This is a genomic window from Mesorhizobium sp. Z1-4, from assembly GCF_004000235.1.
GTDB lineage: Bacteria > Pseudomonadota > Alphaproteobacteria > Rhizobiales > Rhizobiaceae > RCIO01.
The window spans coordinates 1,010,136-1,026,374 of record NZ_RCIO01000001.1 but is presented as its reverse complement, the minus strand read 5'-3'; the positions used below and the strand labels follow the sequence as shown (position 1 = coordinate 1,026,374).

Below are 16,239 nucleotides of genomic sequence, written 5' to 3'. Positions count from 1 at the left end.
GAACGTGAATGACCAAACTGGACAAGGGCACCGTGATCGCGGCGGCGCTAGAGCTGTTGAACGAGGTTGGCATGGACAGCCTGACGACGCGGAAGCTCGCTGAACGCCTCAAGGTTCAGCAGCCTGCGCTTTACTGGCATTTCCAGAACAAGCGAGCGCTGCTTGATGCGCTCGCCGAGGCGATGCTGGCGGAACGCCATACCCGCTCGCTACCCGAAGAGAATGAGGACTGGCGGGTGTTCCTGAAAGAGAATGCCCTGAGCTTCAGAACGGCGTTGCTCTCTTATCGCGACGGCGCGCGTATCCATGCCGGCACTCGACCGACAGAACCGAATTTTGGCACCGCCGAGACGCAAATACGCTTTCTCTGCGCGGAGGGCTTTTGTCCGAAGCGCGCCGTTTGGGCGCTCCGGGCGGTCAGTCACTATGTGGTCGGTTCCGTTCTCGAGCAGCAGGCATCTGATGCCGATGAGAGAGTTCCGGACAGGCCAGATGTGTCCGAGCAAGCACCGTCGTCCTTCCTGCACGATCTGTTTCACGAGTTGGAAACAGACGGCATGGATGCTGCGTTCAACTTCGGACTCGACAGCCTCATCGCTGGTTTCGAGCGGCTGCGTTCATCTACAACAGATTAGAGGCTTATGCCCCTTTGCCGCCCCAACTGCCACGACACCGATCCGCTTTGCACGATGCCCATGACCTCACGGCCGAGCTGGCGGTCGATGACCGGCCGCCACGGGACAAGGGAAATGAGCGGTATCTTGCCAGACAGGATACCGCCATTCACGAGGTTTCGAAGATTATTGCGCCGCATCAAAGCGGGCTTGCTTCCAGTCGTCGGCTAGACGACTGGCGACTTCTCGGTGGCAGCATCACGGGATCGAAGGAGCGCCAGCCCCAACGACACCAGCACTGCCATTGCCGTGGCGTAACAAATCACGGGCCACGCTGTATCGCCGTTTAACAGCGTCACCGCCAATGTCCCGACGATACTGACTATCAGGCTTTGGATGCAGAAGTAGAACGCAACCGCTGATCCAGCGATGTCGTCGAACTGCGCAAGTGCGCCGTTGGCGGTAACGGACACCGTGAAGACAATGCCGACCGCGACAACCCACATCGGCAGGATGAAGCTGAAAAATGACGGCGATCCGAAAAGTTGGCCGATCCCCAACAGGATCGCGCCGGAAACGAGCAACGCCATCCCGCGCGCTACGCATCCCGCGATACCCCATTTGGCAACGAAGGACTTTGCGAAGCGGGTTGTCGTGACCATGACCAGCGCGACAGTCGCGAAGGCCAAGCTAAATCCGATCTCGGAATAGCCGGCTTGGCCTATGAGAACACGGGGGGCTGTCGAGAAGAAAACGAAGAATGTGCCCATGCCGGCACTAAATCCGACCGTGTAAACCCAAAAGGCCGGACTCGCGAAGATCGGCAAAACAGATCGTTGCGTTCTGGCCTGATCCAACGGTCGGGTTTCATGCCACCTGAAACTGGCGTTTAAGAGTGCGAGCGAAGCCAGTGCAGCCAGTGTGATGAAGATCGCCTGCCATCCCCAAAACTCGCCGATCAGCGCACCGGCTATAGGGCCGAGCGCAGGCACGAACGCCAGCATCGAACTGAAAAGGCCGTAGATGACGGCACCTTCGGGACGATTGGCATATACGTCGCGCACGGTCGCGAAGGTGGCCACCAGCATGGCCGATGCTCCAACAGCCTGAACCAGACGAAACGCAACAAAGGCTAATGCAGTTGAAGAACAAGCCGCTCCCAGAGACGCAGCAACGAAAGCCGTTGCGCCTACAAGCAGGATCGGCCGTCGCCCGACGCGATCGGAGAGTGGCCCAAAGATCACTTGGCCCACACCGAGCATCACCATGTAGAGGCTCAACGTGAGTTGGATTATGGATGGAGTCGTGTTCAGGACGCCCGGCATCGCCGGAACGACTGGAAGATAAATATCCATCGCCAGCGAGGCGAGGATGTCGAAGGGAGCCATAAGCAGCAAGGCTGCCGGCAGCGTATAGGCCCACGCGGGGCGTGTGGTGGTCATGACGAATCAACCGCTCGATTAAGGATACCGGGCAGCGTCTGCTCGTCAGCAATCAGATGGGATTGGTCTTACAGAGCGCCGCAACAACAATTCTGATGTTGCGGCTTACTTGTCTGCTGACTTGGAATTTCCCATGCTGATGGCTCCACGATTACGAAATTGAATAGCAGCTCTTATCGAATTAGTTGTTGCGTTGCAATGCGGTATCGTTGGCTCCTATAGCCCCAACCCCCGCTGCCGCCCTAACTGCCACGACACCGAACCGCCCTGCATGATACCCGCGACCTCGCGGCCGAGCTGGCGGTCGATGATCGGCCGCCACGGGACAAGGGTGAACTCGTGGCTCTTTTCCACGATGGCGAACTTGCCGCTCGTTAGCTGGACAGTCCCGGTGAACTTGCCGCTGACACTCTCACCATCCTTGGCGGCGCGGAACGGCAGCGCCTTGCCCTCGGTCATCTCCGCACCGGCGCGCGCAACTTCCCGCTCGCGCAGGGTGGCGAGAAGATTGCGCCGGTAGAAGATTCGGCCGTCCCTGTTGCGCGTGGCGTCGCGCTGTTCGATATGATGCTCGCGGCGCTGGTCCATGGCTTCGCGGACCTGTTGCCCGAAGCCGGTCGGCGCAAGGTCGGCCGTTTCGCCATGGACCAATCGCCGGTCCAGCCATGTCGCGCAGTCCGAACGTATCTGCCTTTGCAGATCAACCGGGGAAAGCACGCGAACGCTGGCCTGCCGGTCGCGGCCGGTATCGTAATCAGCCGCGCGGCTGACCAGATCATCTGGGATGCGCCATTGGTCGGCGTCGATGCGCTCGACGATGCCGGCCCGGCGCAGCGCCTCCAGCCGCCGGACATGGGCATCGATATAGCCCTCATCGTCGCCGCCGGGAACGCGGCCCTCGAATTTCGCCTGCTCCAGATGGCGGCTCGGCCGATAGATGCCGTCCTCGGCGATGGCGGTGATGGTGCGGTCGGACGGCCGGGGTGCCACCTCGGCCGGGCCGATCTGGATGACGCTGCCAATGCGGGCGTCCTCCAGCCGCTCGGGCGTGATGCCGGCGATGTGGTGCGTCCTACCGTCGATCCCGTCCACCACGATTGTCAGGTTCTCGCCCAACTCGTCGGACAGGTGCTTGTCCACGACGCGGCCGACGATAGGCGTCTCGGGCGCTCCGTCATGGATTTGGAAGCTCATGGGATCGCGTTCGCCTGCCTGCGGGCCGAGCGCCTTCTGCATGGTGCGGATAATGTCGCCACGCTCGCCTAGCTCGCGCAGGGCCGGTTCCATGTCCTTGCTCAATTCCCAAACGGCGGGCGCGTGCTCGGTCGCCAGCCCCATCTTCTCCAGCTTGGTAAGGCGGCGCAGGCGCAAGGTGCGCTCGAACTGCCGCCTCGGCTCTGCCAGTTCATGGCGCAGGTCGAGGAAACGGGCATCGGCTTCCTCGGCCATGGCGCGGTCGATCCGGGTGAAGCGGTCTTGGTCGATCTCGGCAGACAGCTTGCGGGTCTGCTCGATCTCGGTGACGGGGCCGAGTTCCAGACTGGCAAGCTCGCTGGCGCGCTCGCGCAGGCCGGCGGAAAGGTAGTCGCCATTGATGACTAGATCCCCGCCGGTATCGTCGCGGCCGTTGACGATGACATGCACATGGGGATGGCCGGTGTTGTAGTGATTGACGGCGACCCAATCGAGTTTCGTGCCGAGGTCGGTTTCCATCTGTTTCATGAAATCGCGGGTGTAGGCCGTGAGGTCCGACAGCTCCGCGCCGTCCTCGGGCGAGACGATGAACCTGAACTGATGGCGGTCGTCCTTGCCGCGATCAAGGAAGGCATCGCCATCGGCGCGGTCGTCGGTCGCCGAATAGAGCCGGCCTCGCTCGCCGTCGCGTGACGTGCCGTCGCGCTGGACATAGCGCAGATGCGCGCGGGCACGACCGCCCTTCCACGCGGCCCGGACGCTGCGCTGCTTGACGATCACGCGACGGCTGCCGGGCTGGCGATGATGCCATTGGCCGGAGATATTTCGGGCGCGCACGAAGCTCGCACCCCGGCCGCGCTTCACGCCCTTGCCGCTGGCGACCACGGCACGGGAACGGCCCGGCGATGACGGGCGGGTGGATGACGCCATGGAAGGATCGCGGGAGGCCGCTGCCTGATGCTGGCGGGTGATCTTCTTGACCTGCGTGAAAAAGCTCTTGGTCTTGCCGGCCTTGGGCGTGTCGGATCGGATGCGGCCGGGCTTCGGACGGAAGCGGTTTTCGTCGTCGGCGCTCAAGGGCGCGACTCCAGCCAAAACCGCCCAAAACAGGCCGATATGGGCCTATGGTGCCGCTCGAAACCCTGCAAAGCCAAGGCTTTGCGCGAAATCGCGGCACGCGGCCCCTCAAAACCATGGTGCCGGAACCGGCCACCTAACCAGTGTGCAGACAACAATAATTTCCAGAAGCGGCCCGACATGGTGCCGTCTTCTTTAATCTTGCCCTCCGCCCTTTCTGTCTTTTCTGCCCCTCCTGCCGGGAATCCTGCCGGGCGCAAACCTGCCCGACCGGATGCCGAAACCAGCGCCGCCGAGCGCGGGAACGCCGCCCTCATGGCGTTCCCCCGTCGCTGGCGCTCGCCACGAAAATGCTGCCGTCCTGCGGCTCCGCACGGGCGGGGTCGCGCGCCGGAACGGCAGCGCGGCCGTCGCCTGTTTGCACCTCGGACGGCGGCGCGGCGGCATCCCGCGTGTCGGCCGGACGCATGACGAATAGTGGTGCCTCGCGCCAATCGGGCGGCGGTGCCGGTTGCTGGGACGGCGCATCCGATGGAGCCGCGCCGCCAAGGATCGGGGCGAGCGCGGCGACATAGGCGCGTGTCTCGGCGGGCAGTGGGCGGCCCGTCGCGCGGTGCTCGTCATAGCGACCGGGGCCGGCGTTATAGGCCGCAAGCATCGCGCCGACATTGCCGTAGCGGTCGAACATCTCGCGCAGATAGGCCGTGCCTGCGAGGATGTTGTCGCGCGGGTCGTAGGGATCGCGGCCGAGGCCATGGCGGACGCGCAGGCCCGCCCATGTGTCGGGCATCACCTGCATCAATCCCATCGCCCCGGCCGACGAAATCGCGCGCACGTCGCCCGCGCTCTCGGCGCGCAGCACCGCGACGATCCAATGCTCGGGGATGCCGAACCGCTGCGACGCCTCGGCGATGTGCGCCGCATAAGGATGGGCGGCGACCGGGCGCTCGACCGACGCGGATTGCGCGACAGCGACGCCCGATCCGATGCAGACGGAAAGCGCCCCCGCCAGCAGCAGGACGGCATAATGCCATGCCGGCCTGTCTCCGCTTCGCCGCCAGCCTGCCAGCGTGCTCGCTGCGGTCAAGGGCAAGGCGCAAGCGCCGGCCGATGGCCGCCCCTGACCTTCGCTGCGCGCGCCGGCCGTCTGGTCGCCGAGCGGGACGAAGGGATGAGACGGCTTTTCCGCGAACAAAGGGATGACGATCTTGGACCGGATGGCGGGCCGGACGCGCGCGGCCGTCATTCCTCGTCCTCGATCTTCCGGGCGTGCTTCCAACGCAGGGTCCAGACCGAAGGATCGTCGTTGGACTGGAACAGTTTGGCGCGGATCGGGGACGGGAAGATTGGCCCCTCCAATCGCATCGACACGAACTCGCCAGCGTTCTCGCTGGAGTCTTTCCATGCGGGGCCGGCGTCCGGGCCGTCCTCGCTATCGAGGCGCAAGCGATAGTCGGTCGCGTTTTTCACGTCGCTGGGCTTGGCCGGGACGATGAACAGCTTTTCGTGGAGGCCGAACGAATGAAGCTCCCCCGCATAGCCGGTTTCGGTGCGGGTGAAGGTGCCTATTTCTGCCATGGAAATCTCCTGCGGTTGGGGGTGGTTTCAGTGCTTCGGCGCGCGCCACTCGTAGCGGCCGACGCCGTCCTCATCGGTCCAGAGCGGGACCGCTCGGCCGATGATGGAAGCTGCGGGGATGGGTCCGAAGTAACGGCCGTCGAGGCTGTCACGGGCCTGCCAATTCATGAGGAAAAGCTGGCCGTCGCCGATGACGCGGCAGCCCTGCCAGACGGGCAGATCGCGGCCGAGGCTGTCGCGCTCAAGCGCCTCGCCCATCTCGATCCCGTTCACCGTGATCGTGCGGCCGGTGCGGCAAACCCGCTGTCCCGGCAGGCCCAAGACGCGCTTCAAGAGCGGGACGCCTCGCGCGACATAGCCGCGCTCCACCATGAAGGCGGCGAGCGGTTCGGGCGGCATGAAGGCGACCAGCTCGGGCACGTCGATCCGGTCCGCCGGCTCGACAGTATAGAATCCGACTGGCGCGCTGGCCGTGGCGTTCCAGAGGAGTTTCGTCGGCATCTCGACCGCGCTTGCGGCGGCGATGCCGATGACGGCGAGCGCCGTCACCGTGAGGGTGCGGCGGCGCGTCATGGGTCGATCCTTCGGCGATGAAGCCATGCGGAATGTCGTTCGGGGGTGTAGGCGTGCGGCTCCAGATTGGCGGTCAAACGGTTGTGGACGTGCCGCCAGTGGTCCGGCGAGGCATCGGCCGGATCGAGACCGAGCGATTCCACGGCGTCGATAGCGGCAAGCGCGCGTTGCACCTTCGGCCAGCCATCGAGGCGCAACAGGATTTCGCCACCGGGGCGCACGAAGGGCAATGTCTGGAACGGCTCGCCCCGACCGATGGCCCGCACAATGTCGATGCGCGAAACGACAGTGCCGTGCTCGCCAGATGCCCAACGGACGAAGGCGAAGACGCTGCCCGGCGCGAAGCCGACGACGCTGCGGCGGCGGTCGATGATCTGTTCGTAGCTCTTGCGGCCGAAGCGTATCCAGTGCTCGACCTTGCGTTTCTCGAAGGTCAGCTCGACCAATGTTGTGAAGGGCGCGGGGCCGTTCGGCAGCGGACGGCCGTGCGCGCTGCGATGAGCGCGGCGGGTCATTGTTCATCTCCGGGGATGTCCTGGGGACTGTGCGGGCGCGGGGCGGCATTCGCGGCGGCTGTCATGGCTCGCCCCTTTGGGCAGAACCGGCACCACGCTTCGCCTGCGCGCGCGTCAAAGAAAAAGAGTTAGATTTTCTGTTAGATAAGTTAGCGGCCGGATTCCGCTTTTCAGGCCAAAGCGTTAGCTGCGGTTCGTGCGCCTGATCTGCCGATAGTGATGCGCCTGATGTGCCGATACCCCGTGCGCCTGATCTGCCGATGGCATTAACAGGGTTATCAACAGTGCCTGTTGATGAGTTTCCGGGGCGGATACGTAGCAGCTCGCGGCCGTCTTCCCGCTCGATCTGGAGCAGGTAGCCGGGGAGCGGCTGGCGGGCCGCGATGCGGCGCAGGTCGAGCGCGAAGTCGGACGGCCGCGCCGCGCTGCCGGATTTCTGATGAAGGTGCGCGACCTCGAAAATCCAGCCGTGGCGCTGGTGGCCGGCGTGCTTTCTGGCGACGCGGTAAAGCCAACGCTCGATGCCGCCAGTCAGCCGGAAATAGGCCGGATCGATGGTCAGGACCAGCGAGCGGTCGATGACGCTGTTGTAGAACCATTCGGGCAGGACGAACTCCATGCCCTCGACGCGGCCGACGCGCGTCGTCATTTCCTCCCACTCGTTGATCCATGAGAATTGCCGGCGACGCCAATGCGGGCCGTTGCGAATGGTGGTGGCGATGACGGTCGATTGCAGCCGCGCCAGCGCCGCTTTCAGAAGTCGGTATTGGTGATTGCCGGTCGGCCGCCCGATGGCGCGCAACAGATGGTAAGGCGTAAACCGGACAAAGCGCGAAGTGGTGAGGCCGTTGTTCTCAGCCGCGACGATCTGCGAGGCCGCCCATATCAGCACATCGGCATCCCATATGGTCGCCATGCCGTGCTCGGGCATCCCGAACACCTGCACCTCTATGTCGGCGGCCCTATAGAGTATCGGCTTCGTGCGCGGGGTCTTTGCCAGCGAGAAGAACGGCCGTTCCATCAAATCGCGCTGGTCGCGTGGTGGCGCGTCGCCTGTTGCGACAACGAAGGGGTCTAGGCGGCTGCGCTCGCTGTCTTCGGTCGGCTGCGCGGCGGCGTGATTGTCCTCGCGCAGCATCTAGCAGTCGCCCCGTTCTTCGGGCGTGAGCGGACGCGCGGGAAAGACGGTGCCGGCGGTCTTGTCGCGGGTGGATTTACGTTCGCCGACCGCGCTCCAGTCTTCCAGATCGCGGACGGTGTAGAGGACACGGCCGCCGACCTTGCGATAGGTCGGGCCGGTGCCGTAGGTGCGATGCTTCTCAAGGGTGCGGATGGATATGCCGAGGAAGCGCGCGGCTTCCTTGGTGCGCAACAGGCGCGGCGGCAGGCCCGCAAGCGGATTTGCCATGGATCACCTCCAGTCGGGATTGGGCTGCCGGAGGGCGGCAGCGGACTGTGGCGAACCATGGCGAGGGATCGGCGGCGCGTAGCGTGCCGCATTTGCGCCTATGCGCTGGCGGCACCCCCTTCGGGGCGGTGCGCTGCCAATAGATGAGGAATTTCAGCGGCTCGTCGCCCGCCACGCCGAAAAGCCGGAGACATTCCCGCGCGGTTCGGTTAAGAATCGCAGCGGAGCAGACGCGCTGCTCTGGGGCGTCGAAACCCCTCACGAATGGCCGGTGCCAGCCAGAACGGCACCAACTCCTTGACCTTATGGTCGGGGAGCCTGTGGCGTATACAACAGGCTTTCCGAGCTAAAGGCCATGGGGCCGTTTCGTGACGGTTTCGAACTCCCCGATCACCAAGAGTCAGAGAGAATCGTTTGCGGGGGCGCACCGCAGACAAGCTCTCTCGGATACGGGGAATGACCATGCGGGTTCCCGTCGAACTCGATCCAGATGTGGACGATGAAGCGCCGACCGGCGACACCATAACCGTCTATGACGAACGACATTACATCACCTATCTGCGTTTACTGGATGCGAAGGCCGAGGGCGCGGACTGGAAGGAAGTCGCGCGGATTGTGCTGCACCGCGATCCGGTCGCCGATGAACTTCGCACCCGCCGTTGCTGGCAAAGCCACCTCGAACGTGCGCAATGGCTATCGCGTGAGGGCTATCGCAAGATTCTGGAGCAGGCGGCAGCCAACAAGGCGTGAGGGCCACGCCACCCGATCAACGCTTGCCGGGCTTGATCGGGTAGTGAAGAAGCAGGCGATAGCCGCCGCGCATCATCTTGATACCGTGCGCGACCAGGCGGCGGGCCTTGTTCTTGCGCGGATCGTTCTCAAAGTCTTCCTTGGTGCCGCGAAAGCCGAGCAGGACTTCGGCGATGGTGCGATAGCTCTCGCCGCGCAGCCGGGCGTCGAGCGCGCGCAGGGACAGGATATGCCATTGCCGAAGCTGCGCGGGAACGGCCCGGAAGTCGGGTCCGGGCGCACGGCCGTTGAGGGACCGCCAAAGACGGCGCGCAGCGTGGGCGCGCAGCTCCAGAAAGGAATCCATCGGCAGGGTGACGGCATAGAAAGCGGCTGCGTCGGGCACCCCCTCGGGAAGCCAGAATTGATGTGCGACGCCATCCACCTGCCAGATACAGTGCCAGCCATCGGCGGCGCGGCGCAGGTCGAGGCCGTCGAGATGCCCCAGCGTCAATATCGGTTCGGTGTCGCCGTCCTTGTGACCGACCGGCGACAGCATTACCGCTTGCGGTTGAAGGCTCGGCGTCCAGATCGGGGATTGCTGGTCATGCGGCGCGTCGGGATCGCATGGGAAATCGCAAACCCCAGCGATGCGCTAACGCTTCAAGGTCGCGCCCGGTCGGCTGGCCGGTCGATGCGATGGTCTGGAAGTCCTGACGATATTCGTCGTTGCGGCGCAGGTATTCCCAAGCGAAACCAGCGGCAGGGATGTGCTTTGTGTGCCCGTATGCCGCCGGAGATCGCCAATCAATGCTGAGCATGGCGTCACCTCCCCAAGCCGGGATGCTGGGCAGCGCCCGGCAAAAAGAGGTTCAAGGATCACTGGAAATATAGAACCCACTCAAAGCAGATACCTTGAGCGGCTAACTCGATCATTTTTGGTATTCTTGGCTTGGCGACAGCCGGTAACTCCGGGACGCCTGCCCCTATCAGCACGGATGGGTAGCCTTGTTCTCATCTGCTGGAAAACACATGCACCTCACCGTGCGCAGTTTCGATGGTGAACAGGTCGCCGCCCATCTCAGCGTCGCGCGCCATCGCCTGCCAATCGACATAGTAGAGTAGCGCCTCGGGGATCGTGACGCTCTCGGTGGTCAATTCCTCCATGTAGTCGGCGAGGCTGGCGAACTGACCATGATAGCAATCCTGCAAGGCGGTTTCGGCTTGTTCCATGTCGCCGCTGAACTGCTCCAGCAGGCCCGCGCCAAGTGCGCCATGTTCTGCGATGAAAGCGCCCATGCGTGCTACGGTGTCGATGCCCGCATATTCGCTGATCGCGACACCCTCGAAGCCCTCATAATCATGGATGGCATATTCCTCCGCGTGCTCGATGGGGGACCGTGCGAGCATGGTCGCGATCTCGTCCCTGATTTCGTCCACGTCCTGATCCGCGTCGATCCACGCTCCATGCAAATAGCCGTTATTATAGGCGGCAAGGCAGGCAACATAGATGCGAGGATTGCTGTCGGCTGCGCTGGTCATGTCTCTGTTCCTTCGGGTTTGGGGTTCAGAGCAGCGAAGCGCCGCTCCTGACCCCTTGCCCGTCGGCGAGACCGGGGTAGTAAGGTGCCAGACAACCCTTTGGCACCGTGGAATAAATGGAGGGGACCCGCTTGCGGGGAGCGGGCCGTTTATGCCGCGAAAGGCCGGAGAGTTTTCTTGCGCCGCGCGAGGGCAGCGCCCTTAGAAATAGCTATCAGATGGGACGCGGCGAAAGCCGCGCCGGCCCGCAGGCGAACGCGCTCACAGATTGCGTGGTAGAGAGCTAGACGGCCGCTAGACGAATTCACGGTGTTTGCTGGCGGTAAGCATATCCTCAGGGCTGGTTTTTGTGTATCCGCCGGATACACTGCGAACTATGAAAAAAGACGCCGGTATGCGAATCAGGATCGAGCGCGAGCTGCGGGATGAATTCCTTGCAGCCTGTCAGGTTCTGGATCGGCCTGCCGCGCAGGTCATACGGGAGTTCATGCGCGATTTTGTCCGTAGGAACAGCGCGTCGTCGGACGCGCAACCCGCAACGAAACCGAACGTGACGACGCGCTGATGGAACACGCGCGAAAGCCAGTTCCGGCGCAGCAGGTGAATGCCCGAACAGGGGCTTGGGGGAAGACATGGCCGAACAGACGCTGCAATCGCTTTTGCAGACCTACCGTGATGCAGCGCGTACCGAGCGGGAAAAGGGAACGTATTTCGAGCGTTTCGCCATCGCCTACCTCACCCATGATCCGATCCAGCTTGAACAGTATGAGCAGGTCCAGACCTTCAAGGATTGGGCCGACGCTAACGGCTGGGATGCCCGCGACACCGGGATCGACCTTGTAGCCAAGCTTCGCGACGAAGACGGTTTCGCCGCGATCCAGTGCAAATTCTATGATGCCGCCTACCGCATCAGGAAAGAGGACATCGACAGCTTCATATCGGCATCGGGCAAGGCCCCGTTCAAGCGGCGCGTCATCATTGACAGCACCGAAAAGGCTTGGAGCGAAAACGCCGAAACCATGATCCGTGGGCAGGCCATCCCCGTCCTTCGGATCAACCTTTCCGAAATGCAGGAAAGTCCTATCCGTTGGGAAACCTTCGCCGCCAAGGGCGAAGTGGTGCTGGCCGACAAAAAGAAACTCCGCGAACACCAGCAGGACGCCTTGCGTGAGGTGCGCACCGGACTGGCCGAAGCCGATCGCGGTAAGCTCATCATGGCCTGCGGAACAGGCAAGACCTTCACTAGTCTCAAGATCGCCGAAGACCTTGCAGGGGAAGGAAAGCTTGTCCTGTTCCTTGTGCCGTCCCTTGCCCTGATGTCGCAGACGGTACGCGAATGGACGGCGGACACCGAAACCCCGTTGCGATCCTTTGCGGTATGTTCCGATACGCAGGTCGGCAAGCGTCGTCAGAGCAAGGATGACATTGCCGAAATCGACGTGCTGGACCTCGCATTCCCTGCCACGACCAACGCCGCCAAGCTTTCCGAAAGCGCGGGCGAGGCCGTGCCGGACAAGATGACCGTGGTGTTTGCGACCTACCAATCCATTCAGGTTGTCGCGGACGCACAGCAGAAGCACGGCCTGCCGGAATTCGACCTCATCGTTTGCGACGAGGCGCACCGCACCACGGGCGCAACTCTGGCGGGCGAGGACGAATCCAATTTCGTCAAAGTCCATTCCAACGACATTATTCGTGGCAAGAAGCGCCTCTATATGACGGCCACGCCGCGCATCTTCGGCGACAACGTGAAGAGCCGTGCCGATGAAGCGGACGCTGTTCTGGCTTCGATGGATGACGAGAAGCTGTTCGGAAAGACGCTCTTCTATCGCGGCTTCTCATGGGCGGTGCAGAACAACCTTCTGACCGACTACAAGGTTGTCGTGCTAGCGATGGATGAAGGACTTGTCAGTTCAGCGATCCAGAAGCGTCTTGGTGACGGCAGCTCCGAGCTTGTCCTTGATGACGCGACCAAGATCATCGGCTGCTACAAAGCTCTGACCAAAGCCGACATGAAAGCCGACCTTGCCACCGATCCACATCCCATGCGCCGCGCCTTGGCATTCTGCAAAGATATCCGCAGTTCCAAGCTGATCCGCGACGAGTTCAGCACGGTTGTTGATGAATATCTCGACTATACCGACGAAGACGACGCTGAAAACAGGTTGTCGTTGCGGTGCGAGATCGAACACGTTGACGGCACGTTCAATGCCAAGTCCCGTGGGGCGTTGCTTGATTGGTTGAAAGCCAATGCCGGTGACGATATCTGCCGTATCTTGACCAATGCGCGCTGCCTATCGGAAGGCGTGGACGTTCCCGCGCTCGACGCGATCATGTTTCTGCATCCGCGTAAGAGCCAGATCGATGTCGTGCAATCGGTCGGGCGCGTGATGCGCCGCGCCGAAGGCAAGAAGATGGGTTACGTGATCCTGCCCGTCGGCGTCCCCGCAGGCGTTCCACCGGAACAGGCATTGAACGACAACGAGAAGTATCGCGTTGTCTGGCAAATCCTCAACGCCTTGCGCGCCCATGACGATCGTTTCGATGCGACCATCAATAAGGCATCGCTGGGGCAGGATGTCAGCAATGCGATCGAGATCATCGGCGTCACCCGGAATGCCGAGTTGCAGGCCGTCACTGCCGTTGTTGAAGACCTGCCGACGCGCTCGAAACCCGAGCGGTCGGGTATCGGCACACCGGGGCGCGATCCGATCGTCACCGGCGAGGTGCAGGGCGAGCTTGCCTTCTCCGTTGACGAATTCTCGCGCGCTATCATGGCGAAGATCGTCAAGAAGTGCGGCACCCGTGATTATTGGGAAGATTGGGCGACCAACATCGCCGAAATCGCCAAGAACCATATCAGCCGCCTAAAAGGCATCCTTGCCGATCCGGATACCGAAGCCTGCCGTGCCTTCGACGAATTCCACGGCGAGCTGAAAGATGACCTGAATGACAGCATCACCGAAGATGATGCCGTCGAAATGCTCGCGCAGCACATCATCACCCGTCCGGTGTTCGAGGTGCTGTTTGAAGGCCATCAGTTCACCAGCGAGAACCCCGTCTCCCGCGCCATGCAGAGAGCACTGGACGTGCTGGACGAAGCCAATCTCGACAAGGAATCAAAAGATCTCGAAAAGTTCTATGCCAGTGTGCGGATGCGTGCATCAGGCATCACCGATCCGCAGGCCAAGCAGCGGCTTGTTGTCGAGCTTTACGAGAAGTTTTTTGCCAAAGCCTTCAAACGTACGACGGACAAGCTTGGCATCGTTTATACGCCGGTCGAAATCGTGGACTTCATCATCCATTCGGTGAACGAGGTTTTGCAGCAGGAATTCGGGCAGACGCTTGGTTCCGAAGGCGTCCACATCATCGACCCGTTCACGGGAACCGGCACTTTCATCACGCGGCTTTTGCAATCAGGCCTGATTGCCCCGGAGGAAATGGAACACAAGTTCCGGCATGAAATCCATGCCAACGAGATTGTTCTACTGGCGTACTATATCGCCGCCATCAACATCGAAGCCGTCTATCACGGCATCATGGGCGGTGATTATGTGCCATTTGAGGGTATTTGCCTCACCGACACCTTCCAGATGTACGAGAGCGACGACCTAGTATCGCGGTACATGCCGGACAACTCGGAACGACGGAAGCGGCAGAAGGCGTCCGATATTCGGGTAATCGTGGGTAATCCGCCGTATTCGATTGGTCAGGACAGCGAGAACGACAATGCTGCAAACATTGTCTATCCGAAGCTGGATGAGAGGATTCGCGAAACCTACGCGCATAGATCAAAGCGAAAACTGTCGCGTGCACTCTACGATAGCTATGTTAGAGCCTTTCGTTGGGCAAGCGATCGCATCGGTAATAGCGGTGTGCTGGCGTTCGTAAGCAGCGCGGGTTGGGTGGAAACCTCAACAGCAGATGGGATGCGCGAATGCCTGGCGGAAGACTTCAGTGATCTATACATCTTCCATCTACGGGGCAATCAGCGCACTTCTGGCGAGCTTTCTCGCAAGGAAGGGGGAAAGATTTTCGGCTCAGGCAGCCGAGCGCCGATTGCGATTTCGGTTCTCGTCAAGAATCCTGATGCAGCTGAGAAAGGGCACATTCATTTTCACGACATTGGCGACTATCTCGACCAGAAACAAAAGCTCGGGATCATCAGAGATTTCCATTCTATCAGTGGCATCTCCAAGATCGATGGATGGAGGGGCATCACGCCAGACAAGAACAATGACTGGCTAGACCAGACGGATGAGGCCTTTGAAACATTTCTTCCTATTGCTAGCAAAGATGAAGCCATTGGGCCGCAGGTTTTTAGCCTGCACTCTCTTGGCGTTGTTACTGCAAGGGATGCATGGGCGCTGAATTCTTCGCCCACGAAACTCCGCGATAACATGCAGAGGATGATCTCGGTTTATAATGAAGAGCGAGAACGCTTCGCGGCACTCAGCAAAACCTTCCCCAACGCCAAGGCAAGAAACGACTATGTCGATAGTTTTGTAACAGATGAAACAAAGCGCATCAGTTGGAGCCGCGCCCTAAAAGCATCCGTCGGCAAGCAGACCAAGATCAAATTTGATCCGAGCAAAATTCGTCGGTCCACTTACCGACCCTTCACGGCGCAATGGCTCTATTTTGACCGACAACTCAATGAAGTTGTCTATCAGATGCCGCGCGTATACCCGAACGAAGGTGTCGAAAACTTGTGCATTTGCGTGCCCGCAAGATGTAGCCCCGGTTTGTTTTCGGGGTTCATGGTGTCTGCGATACCTGACCTAAATCTTGCGCCAAACATGGGCGGCTATCAGTGCTTCCCCCTGTACCTCTACGAAGAAACCCAACCCGATGATGGCCTCTTCGCCGCATCGAGCGATCAGGACGGCGGCCTCACTCGCCGTGATGCGATCACCGATGAGGGCCTTGCCCATTTCCAAGCCGCCTATCCGGGGGAAGATATCAGTAAGGAAGACCTGTTCTATTACATCTACGGCCTGCTTCACTCACCCGATTATCGCGCGAGGTTCGCCAACAACCTCGCCAAGCAGCTCCCCCGCATCCCGGCGGTGAAAACCTTTGCTGACTTCCGCGCCTTCCGCGACGCTGGCCGCACCCTTGGCGATCTCCATGTCGGTTACGAACGCGTGGAGCCGTATCCAGTCACTTTCAAACAGGGAGACTTGCGGCTTGCTAACATCCCTGATCCAGAAGCGTTCTACCGCGTCACGAAGATGAAGTTCGGCGGTAGTGGGAAATCTAAGGATAAATCCGTCGTCATCTACAATGCCAACATCACCATGCAGGACATCCCGCTTGAGGCATATGAATATGTCGTCAACAGTAAGCCTGCCCTTGAATGGGTGATGGAGCGCCAATGCGTCAAGACAGATAAGGACAGCGGCATCGTCAACGACGCCAACCGCTATGCTATCGAAACGGTTGGCAATCCGGCCTATCCGCTGGAACTGTTTCAGCGTGTCATCACCGTCAGCTTGGAGACGATGAAAATCGTCCGCAGTCTTCCGGCGTTGGATATCGGCGAATGAGTATCTTTGTCATGTTGG

General features: G+C 61.2%; 14 protein-coding genes and 2 pseudogenes. 3 read left to right on the top strand and 13 right to left on the bottom strand.

Annotation, left to right across the window (positions count from 1 at the left end; translation table 11 throughout):
- The first annotated feature begins 8 nt into the window (after positions 1 to 8).
- A complete protein-coding gene (gene tetR(G), locus EP165_RS04905) occupies positions 9 to 635 on the top strand; it encodes a tetracycline resistance transcriptional repressor TetR(G) (protein ID WP_000163574.1) in 627 nt (208 codons plus the stop codon).
- Here tetR(G) and EP165_RS20545 read toward each other — a convergent pair.
- From EP165_RS20545 to EP165_RS04860, 10 genes and pseudogenes are all read right to left on the bottom strand, one after another.
- Positions 632 to 748, bottom strand: a pseudogene (locus EP165_RS20545) (DUF3363 domain-containing protein); the annotation flags it as partial. The gene tetR(G) and the pseudogene EP165_RS20545 overlap by 4 nt on opposite strands.
- A 93-nt stretch (positions 749 to 841) precedes the next feature.
- Positions 842 to 2,056: a chloramphenicol/florfenicol efflux MFS transporter FloR2 gene (locus EP165_RS04895; RefSeq protein ID WP_000214125.1), complete on the bottom strand. Its 1,215-nt coding sequence runs from the start codon at positions 2,054 to 2,056 to the stop codon at positions 842 to 844.
- A 216-nt stretch (positions 2,057 to 2,272) separates the two neighbouring features.
- Positions 2,273 to 3,700 carry a DUF3363 domain-containing protein gene (locus EP165_RS20645; RefSeq protein WP_501981656.1) on the bottom strand — a complete coding sequence of 476 codons (1,428 nt, stop codon included), beginning with the start codon at positions 3,698 to 3,700 and terminating at the stop codon, positions 2,273 to 2,275.
- Positions 3,674 to 4,180: pseudogene (locus EP165_RS20820) on the bottom strand (relaxase/mobilization nuclease domain-containing protein); the annotation flags it as partial. The gene EP165_RS20645 and the pseudogene EP165_RS20820, both read right to left, overlap by 27 nt.
- Positions 4,181 to 4,640: 460 nt before the next feature.
- Positions 4,641 to 5,573 (bottom strand): lytic transglycosylase domain-containing protein, encoded by a 933-nt coding sequence (locus tag EP165_RS04885; RefSeq protein ID WP_127520395.1) that lies wholly within the window; start codon positions 5,571 to 5,573, stop codon positions 4,641 to 4,643.
- Positions 5,570 to 5,905, bottom strand: a complete 336-nt coding sequence (locus EP165_RS04880) for a DUF736 domain-containing protein (RefSeq protein WP_127520394.1) — start codon at positions 5,903 to 5,905, stop codon at positions 5,570 to 5,572. Before EP165_RS04880 ends, EP165_RS04885 begins: the two co-directional genes overlap by 4 nt.
- 27 nt (positions 5,906 to 5,932) lie before the next feature.
- Entirely contained in the window at positions 5,933 to 6,478 is a 546-nt protein-coding gene (gene traF / locus EP165_RS04875; protein ID WP_127520393.1) for a conjugative transfer signal peptidase TraF, read from the bottom strand.
- Complete coding sequence (locus EP165_RS04870) at positions 6,475 to 6,993, bottom strand: DUF2840 domain-containing protein (RefSeq protein ID WP_127520392.1); 519 nt, start codon at positions 6,991 to 6,993, stop codon at positions 6,475 to 6,477. Before EP165_RS04870 ends, traF begins: the two co-directional genes overlap by 4 nt.
- Positions 6,994 to 7,054: 61 nt before the next feature.
- Complete coding sequence (locus tag EP165_RS04865; RefSeq protein ID WP_127520391.1) at positions 7,055 to 8,131, bottom strand: replication initiator protein A; 1,077 nt, start codon at positions 8,129 to 8,131, stop codon at positions 7,055 to 7,057.
- Positions 8,132 to 8,401 carry a helix-turn-helix transcriptional regulator gene (locus EP165_RS04860; protein WP_127520390.1) on the bottom strand — a complete coding sequence of 90 codons (270 nt, stop codon included), beginning with the start codon at positions 8,399 to 8,401 and terminating at the stop codon, positions 8,132 to 8,134. It abuts the gene before it with no gap.
- A 462-nt stretch (positions 8,402 to 8,863) separates the two neighbouring features.
- Here EP165_RS04860 and EP165_RS04855 point away from each other — a divergent pair, with 462 nt between their 5' ends.
- Positions 8,864 to 9,151 (top strand): DNA -binding domain-containing protein, encoded by a 288-nt coding sequence (locus EP165_RS04855; protein WP_127520807.1) that lies wholly within the window; start codon positions 8,864 to 8,866, stop codon positions 9,149 to 9,151.
- A gap of 16 nt (positions 9,152 to 9,167) precedes the next feature.
- Here the strand turns inward: EP165_RS04855 and EP165_RS04850 are convergent, their stop codons facing one another.
- From EP165_RS04850 to EP165_RS04840, 3 genes are all read right to left on the bottom strand, one after another.
- Entirely contained in the window at positions 9,168 to 9,689 is a 522-nt protein-coding gene (locus tag EP165_RS04850; RefSeq protein WP_127520389.1) for a DUF2285 domain-containing protein, read from the bottom strand.
- Between the two features lie 46 nt (positions 9,690 to 9,735).
- Positions 9,736 to 9,951 carry a transcriptional regulator domain-containing protein gene (locus EP165_RS04845; RefSeq protein ID WP_127520388.1) on the bottom strand — a complete coding sequence of 72 codons (216 nt, stop codon included), beginning with the start codon at positions 9,949 to 9,951 and terminating at the stop codon, positions 9,736 to 9,738.
- A gap of 193 nt (positions 9,952 to 10,144) precedes the next feature.
- Complete coding sequence (locus tag EP165_RS04840) at positions 10,145 to 10,672, bottom strand: antirestriction protein ArdA (RefSeq protein ID WP_100650086.1); 528 nt, start codon at positions 10,670 to 10,672, stop codon at positions 10,145 to 10,147.
- A gap of 632 nt (positions 10,673 to 11,304) precedes the next feature.
- Here EP165_RS04840 and EP165_RS04825 point away from each other — a divergent pair.
- Entirely contained in the window at positions 11,305 to 16,221 is a 4,917-nt protein-coding gene (locus EP165_RS04825; protein ID WP_100650089.1) for a DEAD/DEAH box helicase, read from the top strand.
- Positions 16,222 to 16,239 lie beyond the last annotated feature (18 nt).